The sequence below is a fragment of the Modestobacter sp. SYSU DS0904 genome (genome assembly GCF_054051115.1).
On the sequence record NZ_JBJHAQ010000045.1, the window covers coordinates 1 to 20,513 of the forward strand.

At 75.8% G+C, this 20,513-nt stretch carries 19 protein-coding genes; 12 read left to right on the plus strand and 7 right to left on the minus strand.

The genetic code is table 11. The annotated features are described in order from the left end of the window. Positions 1–182 precede the first annotated feature (182 nt). The 3 genes from ACI79U_RS19295 to ACI79U_RS19305 form a co-directional block, all read right to left on the minus strand. A complete protein-coding gene (locus tag ACI79U_RS19295) occupies positions 183–1,868 on the minus strand; it encodes a DEAD/DEAH box helicase (RefSeq protein ID WP_457070381.1) in 1,686 nt (561 codons plus the stop codon). A 242-nt stretch (positions 1,869–2,110) separates the two neighbouring features. Further along, complete coding sequence (locus ACI79U_RS19300; protein WP_457072631.1) at positions 2,111–2,623, minus strand: DUF421 domain-containing protein; 513 nt, start codon at positions 2,621–2,623, stop codon at positions 2,111–2,113. Positions 2,624–2,694: 71 nt separating this feature from the next. Continuing rightward, positions 2,695–3,210 (minus strand): DinB family protein, encoded by a 516-nt coding sequence (locus ACI79U_RS19305; RefSeq protein WP_457070385.1) that lies wholly within the window; start codon positions 3,208–3,210, stop codon positions 2,695–2,697. 89 nt (positions 3,211–3,299) lie between these two features. Between ACI79U_RS19305 and ACI79U_RS19310 the strand changes: the two genes are divergently transcribed. Then, entirely contained in the window at positions 3,300–4,259 is a 960-nt protein-coding gene (locus tag ACI79U_RS19310) for a helix-turn-helix transcriptional regulator (RefSeq protein ID WP_457070387.1), read from the plus strand. Between the two features lie 26 nt (positions 4,260–4,285). On the opposite strand, the gene ACI79U_RS19315 is transcribed toward ACI79U_RS19310, so the two are convergent. Continuing rightward, positions 4,286–5,839, minus strand: coding sequence for an aldehyde dehydrogenase family protein (locus tag ACI79U_RS19315; RefSeq protein ID WP_457070389.1), 1,554 nt, complete (start codon positions 5,837–5,839; stop codon positions 4,286–4,288). Positions 5,840–5,871: 32 nt separating this feature from the next. Beyond that, on the minus strand, positions 5,872–7,548 hold the full coding sequence (locus tag ACI79U_RS19320; RefSeq protein ID WP_457070391.1) for an AMP-binding protein: 1,677 nt from the start codon (positions 7,546–7,548) through the stop codon (positions 5,872–5,874). Between the two features lie 204 nt (positions 7,549–7,752). Between ACI79U_RS19320 and ACI79U_RS19325 the strand changes: the two genes are divergently transcribed. The 11 genes from ACI79U_RS19325 to ACI79U_RS19375 all read left to right on the plus strand — a co-directional run bounded on the left by ACI79U_RS19325 (position 7,753) and on the right by ACI79U_RS19375 (position 18,421). Next, the gene (locus tag ACI79U_RS19325) at positions 7,753–8,703 is read left to right on the plus strand and encodes a PaaX family transcriptional regulator (protein ID WP_457070393.1); all 951 of its coding nucleotides are present in this window, start codon (positions 7,753–7,755) and stop codon (positions 8,701–8,703) included. A gap of 134 nt (positions 8,704–8,837) precedes the next feature. Continuing rightward, positions 8,838–9,749, plus strand: coding sequence for an SDR family NAD(P)-dependent oxidoreductase (locus ACI79U_RS19330; protein ID WP_457070395.1), 912 nt, complete (start codon positions 8,838–8,840; stop codon positions 9,747–9,749). Between the two features lie 4 nt (positions 9,750–9,753). Continuing rightward, positions 9,754–10,686: an amidohydrolase family protein gene (locus tag ACI79U_RS19335; RefSeq protein ID WP_457070397.1), complete on the plus strand. Its 933-nt coding sequence runs from the start codon at positions 9,754–9,756 to the stop codon at positions 10,684–10,686. Continuing rightward, positions 10,683–12,305, plus strand: a complete 1,623-nt coding sequence (locus tag ACI79U_RS19340) for an AMP-binding protein (protein WP_457070399.1) — start codon at positions 10,683–10,685, stop codon at positions 12,303–12,305. The genes ACI79U_RS19335 and ACI79U_RS19340 overlap by 4 nt, the downstream gene beginning before the upstream one ends. A 28-nt stretch (positions 12,306–12,333) precedes the next feature. Next, positions 12,334–12,798 (plus strand): MaoC family dehydratase, encoded by a 465-nt coding sequence (locus ACI79U_RS19345; protein ID WP_457070401.1) that lies wholly within the window; start codon positions 12,334–12,336, stop codon positions 12,796–12,798. Continuing rightward, positions 12,795–13,505, plus strand: a complete 711-nt coding sequence (locus tag ACI79U_RS19350; protein WP_457070403.1) for an RraA family protein — start codon at positions 12,795–12,797, stop codon at positions 13,503–13,505. Before ACI79U_RS19345 ends, ACI79U_RS19350 begins: the two co-directional genes overlap by 4 nt. A 2-nt stretch (positions 13,506–13,507) precedes the next feature. Continuing rightward, positions 13,508–14,167 (plus strand): RraA family protein, encoded by a 660-nt coding sequence (locus tag ACI79U_RS19355; protein WP_457070405.1) that lies wholly within the window; start codon positions 13,508–13,510, stop codon positions 14,165–14,167. After that, positions 14,164–14,787: an RraA family protein gene (locus tag ACI79U_RS19360; RefSeq protein ID WP_457070407.1), complete on the plus strand. Its 624-nt coding sequence runs from the start codon at positions 14,164–14,166 to the stop codon at positions 14,785–14,787. The genes ACI79U_RS19355 and ACI79U_RS19360 overlap by 4 nt, the downstream gene beginning before the upstream one ends. Before the next feature lie 77 nt (positions 14,788–14,864). Further along, a complete protein-coding gene (locus ACI79U_RS19365; protein ID WP_457070409.1) occupies positions 14,865–15,200 on the plus strand; it encodes a RidA family protein in 336 nt (111 codons plus the stop codon). A 39-nt stretch (positions 15,201–15,239) separates the two neighbouring features. Then, on the plus strand, positions 15,240–16,253 hold the full coding sequence (locus ACI79U_RS19370; protein WP_457070411.1) for an amidohydrolase family protein: 1,014 nt from the start codon (positions 15,240–15,242) through the stop codon (positions 16,251–16,253). Further along, entirely contained in the window at positions 16,250–18,421 is a 2,172-nt protein-coding gene (locus ACI79U_RS19375) for an acyl-CoA dehydrogenase family protein (RefSeq protein WP_457070413.1), read from the plus strand. The genes ACI79U_RS19370 and ACI79U_RS19375 overlap by 4 nt, the downstream gene beginning before the upstream one ends. Positions 18,422–18,465: 44 nt before the next feature. Here ACI79U_RS19375 and ACI79U_RS19380 read toward each other — a convergent pair whose 3' ends face one another. Further along, positions 18,466–19,188, minus strand: coding sequence for an SDR family NAD(P)-dependent oxidoreductase (locus ACI79U_RS19380; RefSeq protein ID WP_457070415.1), 723 nt, complete (start codon positions 19,186–19,188; stop codon positions 18,466–18,468). Beyond that, the gene (locus ACI79U_RS19385) at positions 19,185–20,366 is read right to left on the minus strand and encodes a cytochrome P450 (protein WP_457070417.1); all 1,182 of its coding nucleotides are present in this window, start codon (positions 20,364–20,366) and stop codon (positions 19,185–19,187) included. Before ACI79U_RS19385 ends, ACI79U_RS19380 begins: the two co-directional genes overlap by 4 nt. Positions 20,367–20,513 lie beyond the last annotated feature (147 nt).

Consider the following 20,513-nt stretch of genomic DNA (forward strand, 5'->3'; position numbering starts at 1 on the left):
TCCCCGAACCAGCCGGGCTTCGCCTCGACGGTCCTCCGTCCCGGGGAGACCTACGACAGCACGACGGTCTTCGAGCTGTCGCACTGACCCCGACGGTGGGGGGGGGGGGGGGGCCGCGCGCCCCCCCCCCCCCCCCCCCCCCCCCCCCCCCCCCCCCCCCCCCGCCGGTGTTCAGCTCGAGGTCAGCGGCCGGAGCGCCCGCGTGCGCGGCCGGCGCCGGAGGACGCCTGACCGGCCCGGGCGGCGAGCTCGGCCCGCGTGCGCGCCGGCCCGGCCGGACGGCCCTGTCCGCGGCCGGCCGAGGCGGATGCCGACGAGCCGGCGCTCCCGCCACCACCACCGCTGCGCCGGCGACGGCCGCCGTTGGCACCGCCACCGCTGCCCTGGGGCTGCGGCTCGGGGGCCGGGGCCGGCTCGACGTAGGGCGCGGCCGGTCCGGTCAGCGCGGTGATCTCCCGGGCGCCCGGCTTGATCGCCGAGACGTCCGGGGTGATCCCGGCCTGGCGGGCCAGGGTGCGGACCTCACCGGCCTGGTCGGGCGTGGCGATGGTGACGACGATGCCGCCGGCACCGGCCCGCGCCGTCCGGCCGGAGCGGTGCAGGTACGCCTTGTGCTCGGCCGGCGGGTCGACGTGCACGACGATGGCGACGTCGTCCACGTGGATGCCGCGGGCGGCGATGTCGGTCGCGCACAGCACCCGGGTCTCGCCGTTGCTGAACGCCTCGAGGTTGCGCTCGCGGGCGTTCTGGCTGAGGTTGCCGTGCAGGTCGACGGCGGGCACGCCGGCGGCGGTGAGTTGCTTGGCCAGCTTCTTCGCCTGGTGCTTGGTGCGGGTGAACATCACGGTGCGGCCCAGCCCGGAGGCGAGCTCCTTGACGATCTGCGGCTTGTCCGCGGCGTCGACCCGGAACACGTGGTGGGTCATCGTCGAGACGGGGGCGACGGCCGGGTCGACCGAGTGCGTGGTCGGCCGGTCGAGGTAGCGCTTGACCAGCACGTCGACGCCGTTGTCCAGGGTGGCGGAGAACAGCAGCCGCTGGCCGACCTTCGGGGTGCGGTCGAGCAGGCGCTTCACGCCGGGCAGGAACCCCAGGTCGGCCATGTGGTCGGCCTCGTCGAGGATGGTGATCTCGACCGCGCCGAGATCGGCGTGGCCCTGACCGATCAGGTCCTCCAGCCGGCCGGGGCAGGCGATCAGCACGTCGATGCCACCGGCCAGCGCCTGCACCTGGGGGTTCTGCCCGACGCCGCCGAAGACCACGGTGGTCTTCATGCCCAGCGCGCGGGCCAGCGGGTCGACGACCGCGGCGACCTGGTTGGCGAGCTCCCGGGTGGGCACCAGGATCAGCGCGCGCGGCCGCTTGGGCTGGCGCTTGCTGGTCGAGCCGGCCAGCCGGGCGACCAGCGGGATGGCGAAGGCGAGCGTCTTGCCGGAGCCGGTCCGGCCGCGGCCGAGCACGTCCCGGCCCGCCAGGGTGTCCGGCAGGGTCGCGACCTGGATCGGGAACGGCGCGGTGATGCCGCTGGCGGTGAGCACCTCGACCAGCGGCGCGGGCACGCCGAGCTCGGCGAAGGTGGTGTCGGTGGGGAGCACGGTGGCGTCCGCACCGGCCGGGACGACGACCGGCGCGGCGGGCACCGACTCGGTCCCGGTCTGCTGCTCCGCCGGGCGCGGACCGGTACCGCGGCCGCGGCCACCGCGACGGCGGCGGTTGGCGCCGTCGTCGTCCGGGCGGGAGGGGGCGGCGGGGCCGGCCGGCCCCGTGGGGGCGCGGAAGGCGGGGGCCGGGGCCGTCCCGGTGGGGGCGGCGGCGGGGCGGGTGGCGCGACGGCGCGGGCGCTCGTCGTGGGCAGGGCTGGAGGTCATCGAGTTCCTCAACACTCAGGTGGCCACCGTTCGTCCACCCGGTGCGGGGCACCACGGGGGTGCCGCGTCGCATCGACGGGGACCGGACGTCTGGTCGCCGGCGCGCCTCGGTGGCGCAGCCTCGCGCCGACGTCGAGTCCACTCGCTCTCGGATGAGCGGGGGCGGCGCCGGTGCCCCCACTGTGCCAGACCGGGCGCCTCCCCGGGCGCGGCCCGGGGAGGCGCTGGTCACATCGAGGGGGTCAGGCCGGTTCGGTCGACGTCTCGCGGTGCTGGGCGGGTGAGGTGAGCACGGAGATGCCGCCCTTGGACTCGAAGACCGCCAGGTGCACCTCGCTGACGTCGGAGATGCCGTGCTGCCGCAGCGCGCTGGCGAGGTCGGCCTGGAGCAGGCCGGCCTGGCGCAGCACCTTCTGGTCGACCTCCCCGTCGCGGACCAGCACCCGGATCTGCGGGTCGATGGCCTGGTGCACCCAGGGGAGGAAGCGCAGCCGGCTGATCCCGGTGTGCACCACGGCCAGGGTCACCAGCGCCAGGGCCCCGGTCAGCCACGGCGTCTGCGACGAGGTGGCCGTGCGGCCGACGATGGCCCCGACCGCCACCGCGACCACGAAGTCGTAGGGCGTCATCTGGCCCACCGTGCGGCGCTCGCTGAAGCGCAGCACGGCCAGGGCGGTCAGGAAGAGCAGCGCGGCCTTGAGCGCCGCCCAGCCGGCGGACGCGGGCGAGCCGATGAGGACGTCGGAGAAGCTCATGTCCTTCCCCATGCCCATGATCGGCCGGATCAGCCCATGGTCTTCAGTCCGTGCTCTTCAGTCCATGGTCTTCAGCCCATCGTCTTCTGCCCGTCGATCGACTCGCGCAGGATGTCCGCGTGCCCGGCGTGCTGGGCGGTCTCCGCGATGACGTGCAGGAACGTGCGCCGGACCGAGCGCACCGCCCCGGGCTCGAACCACGGCGCCTCCGGCAGCGGGTGTGCGGCGTCCAGGTCGAGGGTGGCCACCAGCTCGTCGGTGCGCCGGGCGGTCTCCGCGTAGCCGGCCAGCACGCCGGCCAGGGTCTCGCCGGGGGCGAGCCGCCACTGCGCCGCCCAGGCCTCGGGGTCCTGCGGGCCGAACCCCGCCGGGCCCTCGACGGCGAAGGCCGCCCACGCCGCCTCGGTGTGCGCGACGTGCTTGATCAGCCCGGCCGGCGTCAGCTCGCTCGCGGTCGGCCGGCTGGTGGCCTGCTCGTCGGTGAGACCGCGGACGGTGAACCGCAGGAAGTCGCGGTGCGTCCGCAGGGCCTGCAGCAGGTCGGCGCGCTCGCCGGTGAGGGTCGGGGTGGTCGTGGTGGTGGTCATGGCTGGTCCCTCTCGTCGTCGGGGTGCTGGCACCAGCGTCTCCGCCCCAGCGGTCAGTTCCTGTCACTTGTGTCCGGCAGACTCCCGGCATGGCCGCCACCAGCACCCGGACGCTGCGGCTGCTGTCCCTGCTCCAGTCCCGCCGGCACTGGTCCGGCGCCGACCTCGCCCAGCGGCTCGGCGTCTCGGTGCGCACGCTGCGCCGGGACGTCGAGCGGCTGCGCGAGATCGGGTACCCGGTCGACGCCTCGCGGGGGGCCGACGGCGGCTACGCCCTCGCCCACGGTGCGGCGCTGCCACCGCTCGTGCTGGACGACGACGAGGCGGTCGCCCTCGCGGTGGGGCTGTCCGCCGCCGCGGCCACCAGCGTCAGTGGCGTGGGGGAGTCCTCGCTGCGTGCCCTGGCCAAGCTGGTGCAGGTGATGCCGGCCCGGCTGCGCCGCCGGGTCGACGCCGTGCGGGTGATGACCGAGAGCGCCGGCTGGGGCCCGGGCGGGGACCCGGCCCGGGTCGACCCCGAGGTGCTGACGGTCGTCTCCCTGGCCTGCCGGGACGCCGAGCGGCTGGCCTTCGGCTACACGACGTCCGACGGGCGGGCCGGCCAGCGGTCGGTCGAGCCGTGCCGGGTCGTCGCGCTGGGCCGGCGCTGGTACCTGGTCGGGTACGACCTCGACCGCACCGACTGGCGGGTGTTCCGGCTCGACCGGGTCGCCGCGCCGCGGGGGACGGGCGCCCGGTTCGCGCCGCGGCGGCTGCCGGCGGTCGACGCGGTGACGTTCGTCCGCGACCGGGTCGCCGGGCTGCGCACCCACCCGGTGGAGGCCGTCGTGCACGCACCGGCCGCCGAGGTGCGCCGGCGGGTGGGGGCGTGGGCGGCCGTCACGGCGGAGGGGCCGGACCGGTGCCGGGTGCGGCTGGACGTGGAGGACCTCGACTGGGCCGCCGGGGCGCTGGCGATCGTCGGCGTCCCGTTCGCCGTCGTCTCACCGCCGGAGCTGCACGCCACCCTGCGTGCGCTCGCCGAGCGCTGCACCACCGCCGCCGGCTGACGCCCCCTCCGCGAGCAGTGCGCAGGTCAGCGGTGGCGGCCGTGGACGACGCGGAGCACCCGGGCCAGGGCGTCGGCAGCGCCGGCCGGGCGGCCGAAGCTCATGAAGTCCACCGGCAGCGGCGCCCGCTTGCGGGTGACCGCCTTCGCCCGGGTGAACTCGCGCAGCCCGTCCTCGCCGTGGATCCGGCCGAAGCCGCTCTCCCCGACGCCACCGAAGGGCAGGGCCGGCACCGAGGCGAAGGTGAGCACCGAGTTCACCGAGGTCATGCCGCTGCGCATCCGGCGGGCCAGGTCCAGCCCGCGGGACCGCGATCCGCTGAACACCGCCCCGCCCAGGCCCATGGCGCTGGCGTTCGCGCGGGCCAGCGCCTCCTCGGCGTCGGCGACCCGGCTGATGGTCAGCGTCGGGCCGAACGTCTCCTCCCGCATCGCGGCCGAGCTCTCCGGCACGTCGAGGAGCACGGTCGGCGGGATGCGGTCGCCGTGGCCGGGGACACCGTCCACGGTGCCGCCGGCGGCGACCGTCCCGCCGGCGGCGACCGTCCCGCCGGCGGCGATGGCGTCGGCCAGGTGCCGGCGGACGACGTCGGTCTGGCCCGCCATGGTCATCGGGCCGTAGCTGGCGCCGGCGTCCGAGCCGGGGCGCAGCGCCGCCACCCGCCCGGTGACCTCGGCGACGAAGCGGTCGTGCACGGCGGCGGTGGCGTAGACCCGCTCGATGCCGATGCAGGTCTGCCCGGCGTTGCTCATCGCGCCCCACACCGCGGCGTCCGCGGCGGCGGGCACGTCGGCGTCGTCGTCGACGATCATCGCGTCCTTGCCGCCGAGCTCCATCAGCACCGGGGTGAGCGTCTCGGCGCAGGCGGCCATCACCGCCCGCCCGGTGGCGGCCGACCCGGTGAAGGCGAGCTTGCCGACGCCGGCGCGGCACAGCGCCGCACCGGTGTCGCCGAGGCCGGTGACCACCTGGAGGGCGTCGGCGACGTCGGGCACCGCGGCCCGCCAGGCCTCGGCCAGCCAGGCGCCGACGGCGGGGGTGAACTCGCTCGGCTTGAACACGACGGCGTTGCCGGCGGCCAGCGCGTAGGCGATCGAGCCCATCGGGGTGAACACCGGGTAGTTCCACGGGCCGATCACGCCGACCACGCCGAGGGGCTGGTACTCCAGGTACGCGGCGTGGTTGACCGCCAGCAGCCCCGGGTGCACCTTGCGCAGGCCCAGGGTGCGGCGGGCGTGCGCCCCCGCCCAGGCCAGGTGGTCGACGGCGAGGGCGACCTCCAGCACGGCGTCGGCGTGCGGCTTGCCGTTCTCCCGGTGCACCAGGTCGGCGAGCTCGTGCAGCCGGCGGGCCAGGTGGCCGCGGTAGGCGGCCAGCCGCAACCGGCGCTCGCCGAAGCCGAGGGCGGCCCACCGTGCGGCGGCGGTGCGGGCCCGGCCGACCGTCTCGTCGACGGCGGCGGCGTCGTGCACGCCGAAGACGCCCACCACCGCCCCGGTGGCCGGGTCGAGCGACTCGAACGTCCCGCCGGTGCCGGCCGTCGCGCCCGGGGTGCGGTCCGACTCCTCGGTGAGTGGCATGGACCACACGCTACGACCGGTGGGCAGGTGGGTCAGTCCGGAGTGCCCGCCACCCGGCCCGCCCAGCGCAGGTCCGCCTTGCCGGCGGGGGAGCGGTGCACCTCGGGCACGAAGACCACCTGCCGGGGCCGTTTGTGGTCGGCCAGCTCCGCACCGACGGCGTCCCGCACCTGGTCGGCGGTGAGCTCAGCGCCCGGCACCAGGGCCACGACGGCGGTGATCCGCTGGCCGAACCGCTCGTCGGGCACCCCGACGACGATCGCGTCGGCGATCGCCGGGTGGCGCAGCAGCACCTCCTCGACCTCCTCGGGCGGCACCTTCTCCCCGCCGGTGTTGATCACCCGGCTGCCCCGGCCGCGGAACACCAGCGTGCCGTCGGCCTCCAGGGTCGCCAGGTCCCCGGGCGCCGACCACCAGGCGCCGTCGATCTCCCGGAAGGTGTCCTCGCCGCCGGCCGGCCGGCCCGCGTAGTGCACCTCCCGCGGCGCCGGTGCCGCCAGCACGCCCACCTGGCCGGAGCCGGGTACGACGTCCCGGCCGTCGGCGTCCAGCAGGCGGGCCCCCGGGGCGAGCACGAAGCGCGAGGTCGGGGCGACCGCGCCCCGCCGGGTCAGCGACATCGCGTAGGGGCCGCCCTCGGAGGCGACGACGACGTCGGTGATCTCCGCGTCGGCGTGCTCGAGCAGCGCCGCCTTGGCGTCGGCGCTGAAGACGGCGCCGACCGAGACCACGCGGCGCAGGCTGGTCAGGTCGTGCGGGTGCCCGGCCGCCGCGGCGGCGGCCAGCTCCGCGACCAGCGGGCGGGCGAAGACGTCGCCGACGATGACCAGGTCGGTGACCCGGTGGCGGCCGATGGCGGCCGCGACCTCCGCGGGGTCGTAGGACCGGGAGGCGGGGAAGACCATCCGCCCGCCGGCGGCCAGCGTGCCCAGCGTCGTGTAGATGCCGGTGCCGTGCATGAGCGGGGTGGGGGTGAGCGTGACCAGCCGGTCGGGCTCCGCGCGGGCCTCCCGCAGCCGCTGCCCGAGCTCGGCCAGGCCGGCCGGCGCCGGGATGCCGAACTTGGCGAAGCCGTTGGGCACGCAGCTGACCCGGAAGACGGTGGACTGCCGGGTGAGCACGCCCTTGGGGCGGCCGGTGGTGCCGCCGGTGTAGAGCAGCCACTCCCCGTCGGGGCGCGGCGTGCGGGGTCGCGGCGCGCTGGCCGCGAGCACCGTCTCCAGCGCCTCACCCGGCAGTGGGCCGGGGGCGTCGGCCGGGCCGTGGGCGTCGGCCGGGCCGTGGGCGTCGGCCGGGCCATGGGCGTCGGCCGGGCCATGGACGTGCAGCAGCGCCCGCAGCTGCGGGAGCCCGGCGGCGGCCTCCGCGACCACCGGGCCGGTCGCGGCGTCGAAGACCAGCCCGACGGCGCCGGCGTCGTCCAGGACGTGCCGAAGCTCCTGGGCGCGGTAGCGGTAGTTGACGTTGAACGGGACGGCGCCGAGCTTGCTGACCGCCAGCACGGCCTCGACGTACTCCGGGCCGGTCCACAGCCCGATCCCGACCCGGGACCCCGGGCCCACCCCGCGCTCGGCGAGCGCGGTGGCCAGCCGCGCCGCGCGCTCGTCCAGCTGGGTCCAGGTGCGCCGGGTGTCGCCCTGGACGATCGCCACCGCAGCCGGCAGCTCGTCGGCCACGGTCTCGAAGACGGTTGCGAGGCTCTCCTCCATCAGAGGCACACTAGTGTCGGTCGTCACCGTGGTGCGTCGATCGATTCCGTCCCCCGGATGGGTGGGGTGCGGTCTTCCCGCAGCGCGGAAGGCTCCTTGCCGACAGGGGCGCCCCTAGACTCGGCTGCCGTCCACCACGGGGCGGGCACGGGCGGGAGAGCGGATGAACGACGGAGACCAGCGGCGCGTGCCAGGGGTGGCCGCGTGACACGGGCGGCACTGGGCGACGCGGGGACCGTGGCCGACGAGCGGCCGGCGCCACCGCCGGCCGACCAGGCCGAGGGGCCGGCCATCCGCCCGCAGACCCACGTCCTGCTGTTCTGCGGCACGCACCTGGCCGAGCCCGGGCTCGCGGTCTCCACCAGCGGCCTCATCGACGCGCTGTCCCGGGTCGGCGTCGGCGAGCACGCCGCCCGCTCCACGGTCAGCCGGATGATCCGCCGCGGCACGCTCGAACGCCGTCGCCGGGGCAAGCGGATCTACCTGTCGCCGACGCCGAGCGCCCGGGCGACCCTGGCCGAGGGCGGGGAGCGGGCCTGGCGCTCGCCGGTGAACCGCACCTGGGACGGCCGCTGGACGCTGCTGGGCTTCTCCCTGCCGGAGAGCCGCCGGGCCGACCGGCACCTGCTGCGCTCCCGGCTGCAGTGGGCCGGGTTCGGCATGCTGCAGAACGGGCTGTGGGTCGCCGCCGGCGACGTCGACGTCGCCGGGGTGCTGCGGCAGCTGGACGTGCTGGACCACCTGAAGGTCTTCCGGGCCCAGGTCGCGGCCCCCACCGAGGTCGCCGAGCTGATCGAGGACGCCTGGGACGTCGCGGCGATCGCCCGCGGCTACGCGGACTTCCTCGAGCGCTGGGACACCCCCGACCCGCTGCCCGACGCCCCCGACGACCTCGCCCGCCAGCTCCGGCTGCTCGGGGAGTGGACGCTGCTGGCCCGGCACGACCCGGGGCTGCCGGTGGAGTACCTGCCCGCCGACTGGCCGGCCGTGCGGGCCGAGCACGTCGCGCTGCGGCTGCGCACCCGGTACGAGGCCGGGGCCCGGGCGATCGCGGACGGCCTGGTGGAGCGGCTGTCGGCGGAGGAGGTCGCCGCACCGGTCGTCGCCGACGCCTTCGACGAGGTGTCCGAGGACCTCCGCGCCGCCGCGCTCTGACCCGTCGGGGGCACCCCTCGCTCACTGGGCACAGGCGTTGACGTCCGCCACGAAAGTGAATAACGTCCGAGGCGGTGCGGGGCTGCTCGAGGAGCCCGTCCCGCCGCAGGTCGACGTGCTATGAGAGGAACCCCATGCAGCTGAACGGCAAGGTCGCCGTCGTGACCGGAGCCGGCCGCGGACTCGGCCAGGCGTACGCCAAGGCGCTCGCCGCCGCGGGGGCCGCGGTGGTGGTCAACGACCTCGACGGGGAGCTCGCCGAGCAGACCGCCGAGGGCATCCGCTCCGCCGGCGGCCAGGCGGTCGCCGAGAGCTCGGCCATCGGCTCGACCGAGGCGGCCGACGCGATCGTGGCCACCGCGGTCCGGGAGTTCGGCCGGCTGGACGTGATGGTCACCAACGCCGGTGTGCTGCGCGACCGCTCGCTGCTGAAGATGGCCGACGAGGACTTCGACGTCGTCGTCCAGACCCACCTGCGGGGCACCTTCACCTGCGGCCGGGCCGCGGCACGGCAGTTCAAGGAGCAGGGCGGCAACGGCCGGCTCATCCTCATCGGCTCCCCGGCCGGGCAGCGCGCCAGCTTCGGGCAGACCGGGTACACCGCCTCCAAGGCCGGCATCGTCGGCCTGGTGCGCACCTGGGCCGCCGAGCTCGAGCGCAGCGGCTCGACCGTCAACGCCGTCATCCCGGTCGCGCTGACCCGGATGGTCGCCACCATCCCGGGCATGGCCGAGCTGGTCGAGAAGGCCGACAAGGGCGAGCCGATCCCCGCCGACGTCCGCGCCGGTGGCCTCGGCACCGCCGACGACGTCGCCCCGCTGGTGGTCTTCCTCGCCTCCGACGCGGCCGCCGGCGTCACCGGTCAGGCCATCGGCGTCGGCGGTGACCGGATCGCGATCTGGTCCCACCCGACCGAGGTCGCCGTCGAGAGCCGCGCGGGTGGCTGGAGCGCCGACGCGATCGCCGAGGCGTTCCCGACCGCCTTCCAGCCGCACCTGCAGGCCTTCAAGCCCGACACCGTCCCTGGCGCGCCGGAAGGGAAGTGACGGCATGACCGGCAACGTCGCCGGGAGCACGCCGGCCATGGACGTCGACGCGCTGGTCGCCATCGACGTGCACACCCACGTGCACCGCTCCGCCCGCGGCACCGAGCACACCGCCGAGGGGGAGGAGGGCATCGAGGCGCTGGGTGAGTACTTCGGCCACGGCGGCATGCGCACCTACACGGTGCCCGAGCTCGCCGACGAGTACCGGCAGCGGTCGATGGCCGCGGTCGTCTTCGGCGTCGACAGCATCTCCCAGAGCGGCGACGAGCTGGTGCCCAGCAACGAGGAGGTCGCCGAGCTCGCCGCCGAACACCCCGACGTCCTCATCCCGTTCGCCAGCATCGACCCGGCCCGGGGCGCCGCGGGGGTCCGCCAGGCGCGTCGGCTGATCACCGACCACGGCGTGCGCGGCTTCAAGTTCCACCCCCAGGCGCAGGGGTTCTTCCCCAACGACCGGTCGGCCTACCCGCTGTACGAGGTGATCGCCGAGGCCGGCCTGGTGGCGCTGTTCCACACCGGGCAGACCGGGGTGGGCGCCGGCACCCGGGGTGGCGGCGGGATCCGGCTGAAGTACGCCAACCCGATGGACGTCGACGACGTCGCCGTCGACTTCCCGGACCTGGACATCATCCTGGCCCACCCGTCCTTCCCCTGGCAGGACGAGGCGCTGGCCGTGGCGACCCACAAGCCGCGGGTGCACATCGACCTGTCCGGCTGGTCGCCGAAGTACTTCCCGCCGCAGCTGGTGCAGTACGCCAACTCGCTGCTGCAGGACAAGGTGCTCTTCGGCTCCGACTTCCCGGTGATCACCCCGGAGCGGTGGATGAAGGACTTCGACGCCCTCTCGATCAAGGAGACGGTGCGGCCGAAGATCCTCAAGGAGAACGCCGCCCGGCTGTTCGGGCTGCGTCCGGATGCTGCCGGGGGGCAGGCGTGAACGAGAGCTTCGCGACGATCCTGGAGACCGTCGGCGACCTCCGCCGGGACCGGCTGGCGGTCAGCCACGGGGAGCGCAGCCGCACCTGGGCCGAGCTGGACGAGCGCGCCGCCCGGCTCGCCGGCCACCTCGCCGCACAGGGCGTCGGCCCGGAGTCGCGGGTCGCGATCGCGCTCTACAACGGCATCGAGTACATCGAGAGCGTCTACGCGGTGCTCAAGCTGCGCGCGGTGCCGCTGAACGTGAACTACCGCTACCGCCGTGACGAGATCGTCGGTCTGCTGGACGACGCCCAGGCCGAGGCGGTGGTGTTCGACGCCGCGCTGGCCGAGCGGATGGGCGAGGCCCGCCCGGACCTGCCGCGGCTGCGTGCGCTGGTGCAGGTCGGCGGCGACGAGGTGCCGGACCGGGCCGCCGGTTACGAGGCGGCGCTGGCCGCGGCCGAACCCGCGCCGCGCCAGCAGCGCGGCAACGACCACTGGCTGATGTACACCGGCGGCACCACCGGCCGGCCCAAGGGCGTGCTCTCCCGGCACTCGGGGCTGTACAACACCGTCTGCGCCAACGGGTTCCTGCTGCTCGGGGAGGCTTTCCCGCAGACCCTCGACGAGCTGCGGGCGACCCTCGAACGGCTCGGGCTCGACCGCGACGCCATGGTCTGCCTGCCGGCGCCGCCGCTGATGCACGCCACCGGGATGTACACCACCTTCGGCGCGCTGCTGGCCGGTGGCCGGGTGGTCTACCTGGCCTCGCGGTCCTACGACCCCGACGAGCTCGCCGCCACCGTGCAGCGGGAGCGGGTCGACACCATCTCCATCGTCGGGGACGTCTTCGCCCGGCCGCTGGCCGACGCGCTGGACCGGGCCGAGGCCGAGGGTCGTCCCTACGACCTGTCCAGCCTGCGCCGGATCATCAGCGTCGGGGTCACCTGGAGCGCCGACGTCAAGGAGCGCCTCCTGCACCACGCCGACATCGTGTGCCGGGACCTGGTCGCCTCCTCCGAGGGTGGCCCGTACGCGGTCACCGAGACCCGGCGGGGCGAGGCGACCGAGACCGCGCGCTTCCGGCTGGTCCCCGGGGCGCGGATCATCGACGAGCAGGGCCGGGACGTCGAACCCGGCTCCGGCCAGGTCGGCATGCTGGCCGCGCCCGTCGACGAGCACATCCGCTACCAGGGCGACGACGCCGCGACCGCGGCCACCTTCCGCGAGATCGGCGGCAAGCGCTGGGTGGTGCCCGGTGACATGGCCAGCCTGGACACCGACGGCACCGTGGTCTTCCACGGCCGCGGCAGCCGGGTGATCAACACCGGCGGCGAGAAGGTCTTCGCCGAGGAGGTCGAGCAGCTGCTGCTCACCCACCCGGCGGTCCGCGACGCGATGGTCGTCGGTGCCCCCGACGAGCGGTGGGGTTCCCGGATCGTCGCCGTCGTCGCGCTGCACCCCGGTGCCCAGTTCACCGAGGCGGAGGCCCGCGCCTACGTCGGTGAGCGGCTGGCCGACCACAAGCGTCCCCGCGAACTCGTCGTCGTCGACGAGTTGCGGCGCAGCCCGTCGGGCAAGGCAGACCTGCGGTGGGCCAGTTCCGTCGCCACCGGCACGGACACGCCCACTCCCTGACCCACCACCCCATCCCGAGGAGAGACCCATGAGCAGCCCCACCACCGTCGACGGCATCGAGGGCGTCAAGAGCCTGGCCGGCAAGGACCTGGGCACCAGCGACTGGGTGGAGATCACCCAGGAGATGGTCAACACCTTCGCCGACGCCACCGGTGACCACCAGTGGATCCACGTCGACCCGGAGCGGGCGAAGAAGGAGAGCCCGTTCGGCGGTCCCATCGCCCACGGCTACCTCACCCTGTCGCTCACCCCGATGTTCCTGCCCCAGCTGATGCACATCACCGGCTTCTCGATGGGCGTCAACTACGGCACCGAGAAGGTCCGCTTCCCCTCGCCGGTGCCGGTGGGCAGCAAGCTCCGCGCCCGGGCCGTCGTCGACCAGGTCACCGACGTCCCCGGCGGCGTGCAGATGCAGACCACGCTGACCTTCGAGGTCGAGGGCGGCACCAAGCCGGCCTGCGTCGCGACGATCGTCGTCCGGCAGTACGTGTGAGCGCGGAGGCCGCGCCGGCCGCCGGAGCCCAGCCGTCGTCCGCCGGTGCCCCGTCGCTGGTGGCCCGGCTGTCGGCGCTGGACACCTGCGCGGTCTCCGACGCCCTCGACGGGCACGGCGTGCCCGGCGTGCTCTCCGGGCTGCGGCCGCTGTGGCCGGTGCCCCGGGTCGTCGTCGGGCGGATCCGCACCCTGCGGGTCGGCCCGCGCGAGCCGGGCGCCGGGCCCGCCGCCCACCTGGGCACCCAGCTGCTGGTCACCGCCGAGCGCGGTGACGTGGTGCTGGTCGACGCCGGCGGGCGCACCGACGTCTCGTCCTGGGGCGGCATCCTCAGCACCGCCGCCGTCCAGGGCGGCGTCGGCGGGATCGTGATCGACGGCGCCTGCCGGGACATCGGGGAGAGCGAGCAGCTCGGCCTGCCGGTGTTCGGCCGGGCCGTCGTCCCCACCAGCGCCCGCGGGCGCATCGTCCAGCTGGGCATGGACGAGCCGATCACCGTCTGCGGCGTGCCGGCCAGCACCGGCGACCTGCTGGTCGCCGACGTCTGCGGCGCCGTCGTCGTGCCCGCCGCGCTGGCCGGGTCGGTGGTCGAGCTCGCCGAGCGGATCGCCGCCCGGGAGCAGCAGATGGTCGCGGCGGTCCGCTCCGGCCGCTCGGTCGTCGACGTCATGCACGACTCGCAGTTCCCCAGCCCCCGGGAGACCTGACCATGAGTGACCTGCTGCCGGTGACCGAGTTCGCCGGGCTGCCCACCGCCGCGGTGTCCGACGCGCTGGACCGGCTCGCCGTCCCGGCCGCCTGCCAGGGCATCCGGCCGCTGGCGCCCGGTCAGCGGCTGCTCGGCCGGGCGTTCACCGTCCGCTACGTGGCCACCGGCCGGCCCCCGGGCACCGTCGGCGACTTCGTCGACGACGTCCCCCCGGGCGACGTCGTTGTCATCGACAACGGCGGCCGGGAGGACTGCACCGTGTGGGGCGACATCCTCACCGCGGTCGCCACGCACCGCGGGGTGGCCGGCACCGTGATCGACGGGGTCTGCCGGGACGTCCACCGGGCCCGCGACACCGGCTACCCGGTGTACAGCCGCGGCTGGTTCATGCGCACCGGCAAGGACCGGGTCACCGTCTCCGACGTCGGGACGCCGGTGAGCGTGGCCGGCATCCGGGTGCGCGCCGGCGACCTGCTGGTCGGCGACGACGACGGCGTGGTCGTGGTCCCCGTCGAGGTCGAGCACGAGGTGCTGGCCGTCGCCCGGGAGATCGAGGAGCGGGAGAACGCCATCCTGGCCGCGGCGCTGGCCGGCGGCAGCCTGCGCGAGGCCCGCGCGGCGCACGGCTACCACCAGCTGCAGCGGACGGGGGAGCGGTGACCGCGGTCGCCACCCTTCCCGAACGGGCCGCCCGGCTGGGCGCCTCCACCGTGCACGAGGCGGCGGGCCGGATCGGGGCGCTGCCGTCGACGATCGGCGCGCTCTACCGCGAGCAGCCGGCGGTGGCCGGCCCGGCGCTGACCGTCTCCTGCCCGGCCGGGGACAACCTGTGGCTGCACCGGGCGCTCTACGCCGCCCGCCCCGGCGACGTGCTGGTCGTCGAGGTCGGCGCCGGGGAGGACCACGGCTACTGGGGTGAGGTGATGGCCACCGCCGCCCAGGCCCGCGGCATCGCCGGGCTGGTCATCTCCGGCTGCGTGCGCGACGCGGTCCAGCTGCAGCGGCTGGGCTTCCCGGTCTTCGCCACCGGCACCTGCATCCGCGGCACCGTCAAGGACCCCGACCGGGCCGGCGGGGTCGGCGGGCGGCTGCGCCTAGGCGACGTGCTGGTCTCCGCCGGCGACCTCGTCGTCGGCGACGCGGACGGTGTCGTCGTCGTCCCCGCCGCGCAGGCCGCGGAGGCCGTCGCCGCCGGCGACGCCCGCGAGCAGAAGGAGGCCGACGTCATGGCCCAGCTGCGCGCCGGCGCCACCACCCTCGACCTGTTCGGCCTGCGGTGAGCGGCCCGGCCGGGACCCCGCGGACCGGGCGCGCCGTCCAGGTGCCCGGACTCCACCACGGCGGTGCCCCGATCCCGATGGCCGCCCGGGTCGGCCCGCTGCTGGTCTCCGGCGGCGTGCTCGGCCAGGACCCGGAGACCGGCGAGGTGCCGGCCGACGCGGGGGAGCAGGTGCGGCTGGTGTTCGCCAACGTCCGCCGGGTGCTGGCCGCCGGCGGCGCCACCACCGCCGACGTCGCCAAGCTGACCTTCTTCGTCCGCGACCGGTCGGTGCGCGCCGCCATCGACGAGCAGTGGCTGGCGATGTTCCCCGACGAGGCCGACCGGCCCGCCCGGCACACCCTGACCACCGAGCTGGCGCCGGCGTTCGCCGTCCAGTGCGAGGTCCTCGCGTTCGTCGCCGACCGCGAGTGACCGTCCCCTCCTGACCCCGCTGCACACCGAGGAGCCCGCGTGATCATCGATGCCCACGCCCACGTCGTCGCACCGGAGGTGTTCTACGCCCACCGGGCCCAGCTGCTGGGCAGCGGCGGCTACCACCAGGACGAGGCCAAGATCAGCGACGAGGCGCTGGCCGAGTCTGCGGGTGCCAACGTGCGGATCATGGACGGCGTCGGCACCGACGTGCAGTTCATCTCCCCGCGGCCGTTCCAGCAGATGCACTCGGCGAAGCCTGCGGACGTCGTGCACCGCTGGATCCGGGCGAACAACGACGTGATCGCCCGCTCGGTCGCCCTGCACCCCGACCGGCTCGCCGGCGTGGCCGGGCTGCCGCTGTGCGCCGGGGCTCCGGTGGAGTCCTGCTTCGGAGAGCTGACCCGCGCGGTGGAGGAGCTCGGGTTCATCGGCGTCAGCCTGAACCCCGACCCCTACGAGGGCACCGGGCCCAGCCCGCTGCTCGGTGACGAGTACTGGTACCCGCTGTGGGAGCGGCTCGTGGAGCTGGACGTGCCGGCGCTCGTGCACCCGGCCGGCTGCTACAACGGCCGCGAGGTCTACAGCGACCACTTCATCACCGAGGAGTCGATCGCGGTCCTGTCGCTGATGCGGTCGCGGACCCTGCTGGACTTCCCCGACCTCAAGCTGATCATCGCCCACGGCGGCGGGTCGGTGCCGTACCAGATCGGCCGCTGGAAGGCCGCCCGGCTGGCGCCCGGCCTGGGCCGGGACTCCTTCGAGGAGCGCTTCGAGGTCACCCTGCGCCGGCTGTGGTTCGACACCTGCCTCTACGACCAGGCGTCGCTGGCCTACCTGTTCGCCACCGTGGGCACCGACCGCTGCCTGTTCGGCACCGAGCGCCCCGGCAGCGGCTCGGTCACCGACCCGGACACCGGCCGCCCCTTCGACGACCTCAAGCCGGTCATCGAGGGGATCGGCGCGCTGGACGACGCCGATCGCCAGGCCCTCTTCGAGGGCAACGCCCGCCGGGTGTTCAGCCGCTGGGCCGGCCCGGGCGGGGCGGGGTGAGCAGCGGGCTGCCGGAGTCGGACGCCCTTGCCCTGGCCCCCGAGGAACTCGCCGAGCTGCGCGGCACGGTCGCCGGTGCGCTGCGCGCCGTCTGGGAGCGCCCGCAGACCGCCGGTGACCCGGACGCCGGGGACGCGCGGCTGGCCGCGGCGTGGCAGGTGGCCGTCCGGCAGGGCTGGACCGAGCTGGGGCCGGCCGGCGCGCTGGACGCGCTGCTCGCCCTGACCGCGGAGCTCGGCCGGCTGGCCTGCCCGCTGCCGCTGGCCGACGCCTACCTGGCCACCGTGCTGTTCGCCGGCTCCGACGACGTGGTGACCGGCGTCGGCGAGGGCACGATCCGGCCCGTGGTGGTGCCCGCCGAGGAGGCAGCCGCCGGCACGGCGCCGGCCGACACCGCCGGCACGGCGCGGTTCGTCGACGGCGCCGGCGTGGCCACCCACCTGCTGCTGCTCCCGGACGGGGCGGGCGAGGTGGTGCTCGCCCCGGTCACCGGCGTCCGGCCCACCCCGGGCACCCCGGCACCGGCCTGGGCGGACGTCGACTGGACCGCCGACGGCGCGGTGCGGGCACCGGTGGACGCCGCCTCTGCCGAACGGGCCCGGGTGGTGCTGCGCCTGGCCCTGGCGACCCGGGCGTTCGGCGCGGCCGGCCGGGCGGCGGAGCTCGCCGTCGCGCACGCCTCGCTGCGGCACCAGTTCGGCCGGCCGATCGGCTCGTTCCAGGCGGTCTCGCACCGCTGCGTGAACGGCGCCATCGACCTCGCCGCCTTCGACGCGCTGGGCGTCGAGGCGACCCGGCTGGCGCTGGCCGGTGACGCCGGGTGGCTGCTGGCCGCCGAGCTCACGGTGGCCCACGCGGTCGAGGCGGCGCCCCGGGTGCAGCTCGGCGCGCACCACACGCTGGCCGCCACCGGCTACTTCGAGGAGCACGAGGCGCCGTGGCTGTTCCGCCGGGTGCACGCCGACGTCACCCGGCTCCCGCTGCTCGCCCCGGCGGCGGGGGAGCCCGGCGACCTGCTGCTGGAGACCGGCGCCCGGCTGCCCACCCCCCACCTGGGGGAGGCGGCCGAGGCCGCGCGCGCGGAGGTGCGGGCGTTCATCGCCGAGCACGTCCCGGCCGGGGTGACCGGTGAGGACCCCGCGCTGGTGGAGCTGCTCGCCGACGCCCGCTACCTGGCTCCCGGGCTCGACCCGGAGCACGGCGGGCGCGGCGCCGGCCCGGCCGAGCAGGTGGCCATCGGGGAGGAGCTGACCCACGCCGGGTTGGCGCCCCAGGCGCGCGTGGCCGCCGGCATGCTGGCCCCGACGATCGCCCGGCTCGGCACCCCGGCGCAGCGCGAGCAGCTGCTGCCGCTGATCAGCCGCGGCCGGATGCCGTTCTACCTGGGCTACTCCGAGCCCGAGACCGGCTCCGACCTCGCCCACCTGCGCACCACCGCGGTGCGCGACGGCGCGGACTGGGTGGTCACCGGCCAGAAGATGTGGGGCACCGGGGCGCACCTGGCCGAGTGGACCTGGCTGGCCGCGCGGACCGACCCGGCGGCGCCGGCGCACGCCGGGCTGACCGTCTTCTGCTTCCCCACCGGTCTGCCCGGCTGGAGCGTCCAGCAGCACCGGTCGCTGGCCGGCGGGGTCTCCTGCACCACCTTCTTCGACGAGGTGCGGGTGCCCGACTCCGCCCGGATCGGCGAGCCGAACCAGGGCTGGCGGGTGCTGACCGAGGCGCTGGCGCACGAGCGGATCGTCATCGCCTCCGGCACCGCCGGGCTGCTGCGGCTGTTCGAGGACCTGGTCGACGTGCTGCGCGCCGACCCCGGCCGCGCCGGTCCGCGCGGCTCGGCGGCCCGCGCGACGCTCACCTCGCTCGCCGCCCGGCTGCAGGCCGCCCGCGCCCTGGTGGCCACCAGCGCCCGGGACGCGCTGGGCGACGGCGGTGGGGTGGCCACCGCGCCGATGGCGAAGATCGTCGGCAGCGAGCTGGAGGAGGAGTTCGGCGAGGCCGTGCTGCGGCTGCTGGGCCCCGCGGCCGCGCTCGCCGAGGGTCCGAACGCCGGGTCGCCGGAGACCTTCGACTCTGCGCTGCGGTACTCGATCATGTCGGTGGTGGCGGGCGGGACCAACGACATCCAGCGCAACCTCGTGGCCCGCGCGCTCGGCCTGCCCCGCTGACGCGTCCCGGCCCGGGGATCAGCCCCGGGCCGGGTGGACGTCGGTCAGTGCAGCAGGCCGCCGCCGTCGCAGACCAGCGTCTGGCCGGTGAGCATCCGGGCGTCCGGGCCGCAGAGGAAGGACACCAGCCCGGCCAGGTCGTCCGGCCGGGTGCGCCGTCGGATGGCCTGCTGGGCCATGGTCCGGTCGAAGTCGTCCTCGGTGTTGTACTGTTCGGTGCCCGGGGTGGCGACCTGCCCGGGGAGCACCGCGTTCACGGTCACCTCGTGCGCCCCGAGCTCGCGGGCGAGCACCCGGGTCATGCCGAGCACCGCGCCCTTGCTGGCCACGTAGGCCAGCTGCCCCGGGCCGCCGGTGAAGAAGGTGCGGGAGGCGACGTTCACCACGCAGCCGCGGTCGCTGGCCACCAGCCAGGGGTGCGCCGCCTGGGTGGCGAGCGCGTACCCGACGGCGTTCACCGTGAGGTACCGCAGCAGCTCGGCCTTGTCGGTCTCCAGGTACGAGCGGCGCGGGGAGATCAGCCCGGCGTTGTTGACCAGGACGTCGATGCCGCCGCCGCGCTCGGCCACGGTCGCCATCGCCGACTCGAGCTGCTCGGGCTCGGTGACGTCGCAGGGCAGCCACTCGCCGGACCCGTCCTCCGGCGCCAGCACGTCCAGCACGGTGACCCGGTGCCCGTCGGCGCGCAGCCGGTCGGCGATCGCCCGGCCGATGCCCCGGCTGCCGCCGGTGACGACGGCGGTGGAGGCCCGGTCCAGGGGGCTCACCAGGTCAGTCGCAGCGGCAGGGCCAGCGGGCCCCGGTTGGCCAGGCTGGGCAGGTAGTCGATCTCCTCCGGCGGGACCGCCAGCTCGAAGCGGCGGACCCCCGCCAGCAGGACCTCCAGCGCCACCCGGCTCTCCAGCCTGGCGAGGATGTTGCCGAGGCAGGCGTGCACGCCCCGGCCGAAGGCCAGGTGCGCGGAGGCGCGGGCGCGGTCGAGGTCGAGGTCGTCCGGTCGGTCGACGAACGCGGCGTCGCGGTTGGCCGCCCCGTACATGACCTGGACCCGGCTGCCGGCCGGGATCGGGGTGCCGCCGACCTCGGTGTCCCGGGTGGCCATCCGGAACAGCCCCTGGATCGGGGACTCCAGGCGCAGCGACTCCTCGATGAAGGTGGCCAGCCGCGCGGGCTCGGCGCGCAGCCGGTCGGCGAGCTCGGGGTCGCCGGCCAGCAGCACCATGCTGTTGCCCAGGTGGTCGGTCGTGGTGATGTTGCCGGCCAGCAGCAGCTCCATCACGAAGCGGGTGGCGTCCTGCCGGTCCAGCCCGGCGGCCGCGATGGTCTGCAGGACGGTGTCCTCGGACTCCGCGGTCGCCGCGGCGTCCAGCGAGGGGGCGAGCAGCGCGCCGAACTCCGTGGCGATCCGGATGATCTCGGCCGGGTCGGTGCCGGCGTGGCCGACGGTGCCGGCCAGCTCCTCGGACAGCCGGCGCAGCTCCGCGGTCTCCTCGACCGGCAGCCCCAGCACCGTGGTGATCACGGTGATCGGCAGCGGGACCGCGAAGTCGGCCATGAACTCGACCTCGGTACGCCCGCGCCAGCCCTCGACCAGCCCGGTGCTCAGCTCGCGGATGCGCGGCTCGAACTTGTTCAGCCGGCTGGGGGTGAACGCCCGCTGGACGAGCTTGCGCCGCTGCGCGTGCTCGGGCTCGTCGGACAGCAGCAGGAACGGGACGTGCCGGGCCAGCTCGCTGTCGGCCGGGATGGGGGGTGCGCCGATGGCGTTGCGGGAGGAGAACGTCTCGGTGTCGCGCAGCACCGCGTCGACGTCCTCGGCCCGGGTCACCAGGTAGGCGTTGGCCGGGGCCACCCAGGTGACGCCGGTCTCGCGCAGTTCCGCGTAGGCCGGGAAGGGGCACCGCAGTGCCTCCGGCTCGAGCCTGGCAGCGGCGTCGATCAGCATGCGGTGTCCTCTCCTGCGTCGGGCCGCGGTGCCCGTCGGCCGGGCGGACCGCCCGGCGTCACCCGTCGCGACCGGCGGCCCTGCCGGCTCGGTGACGGGTGCCGGAACTCTGGCAGTCGGTACGCCTGTCGTCAAGGAATCGCATCA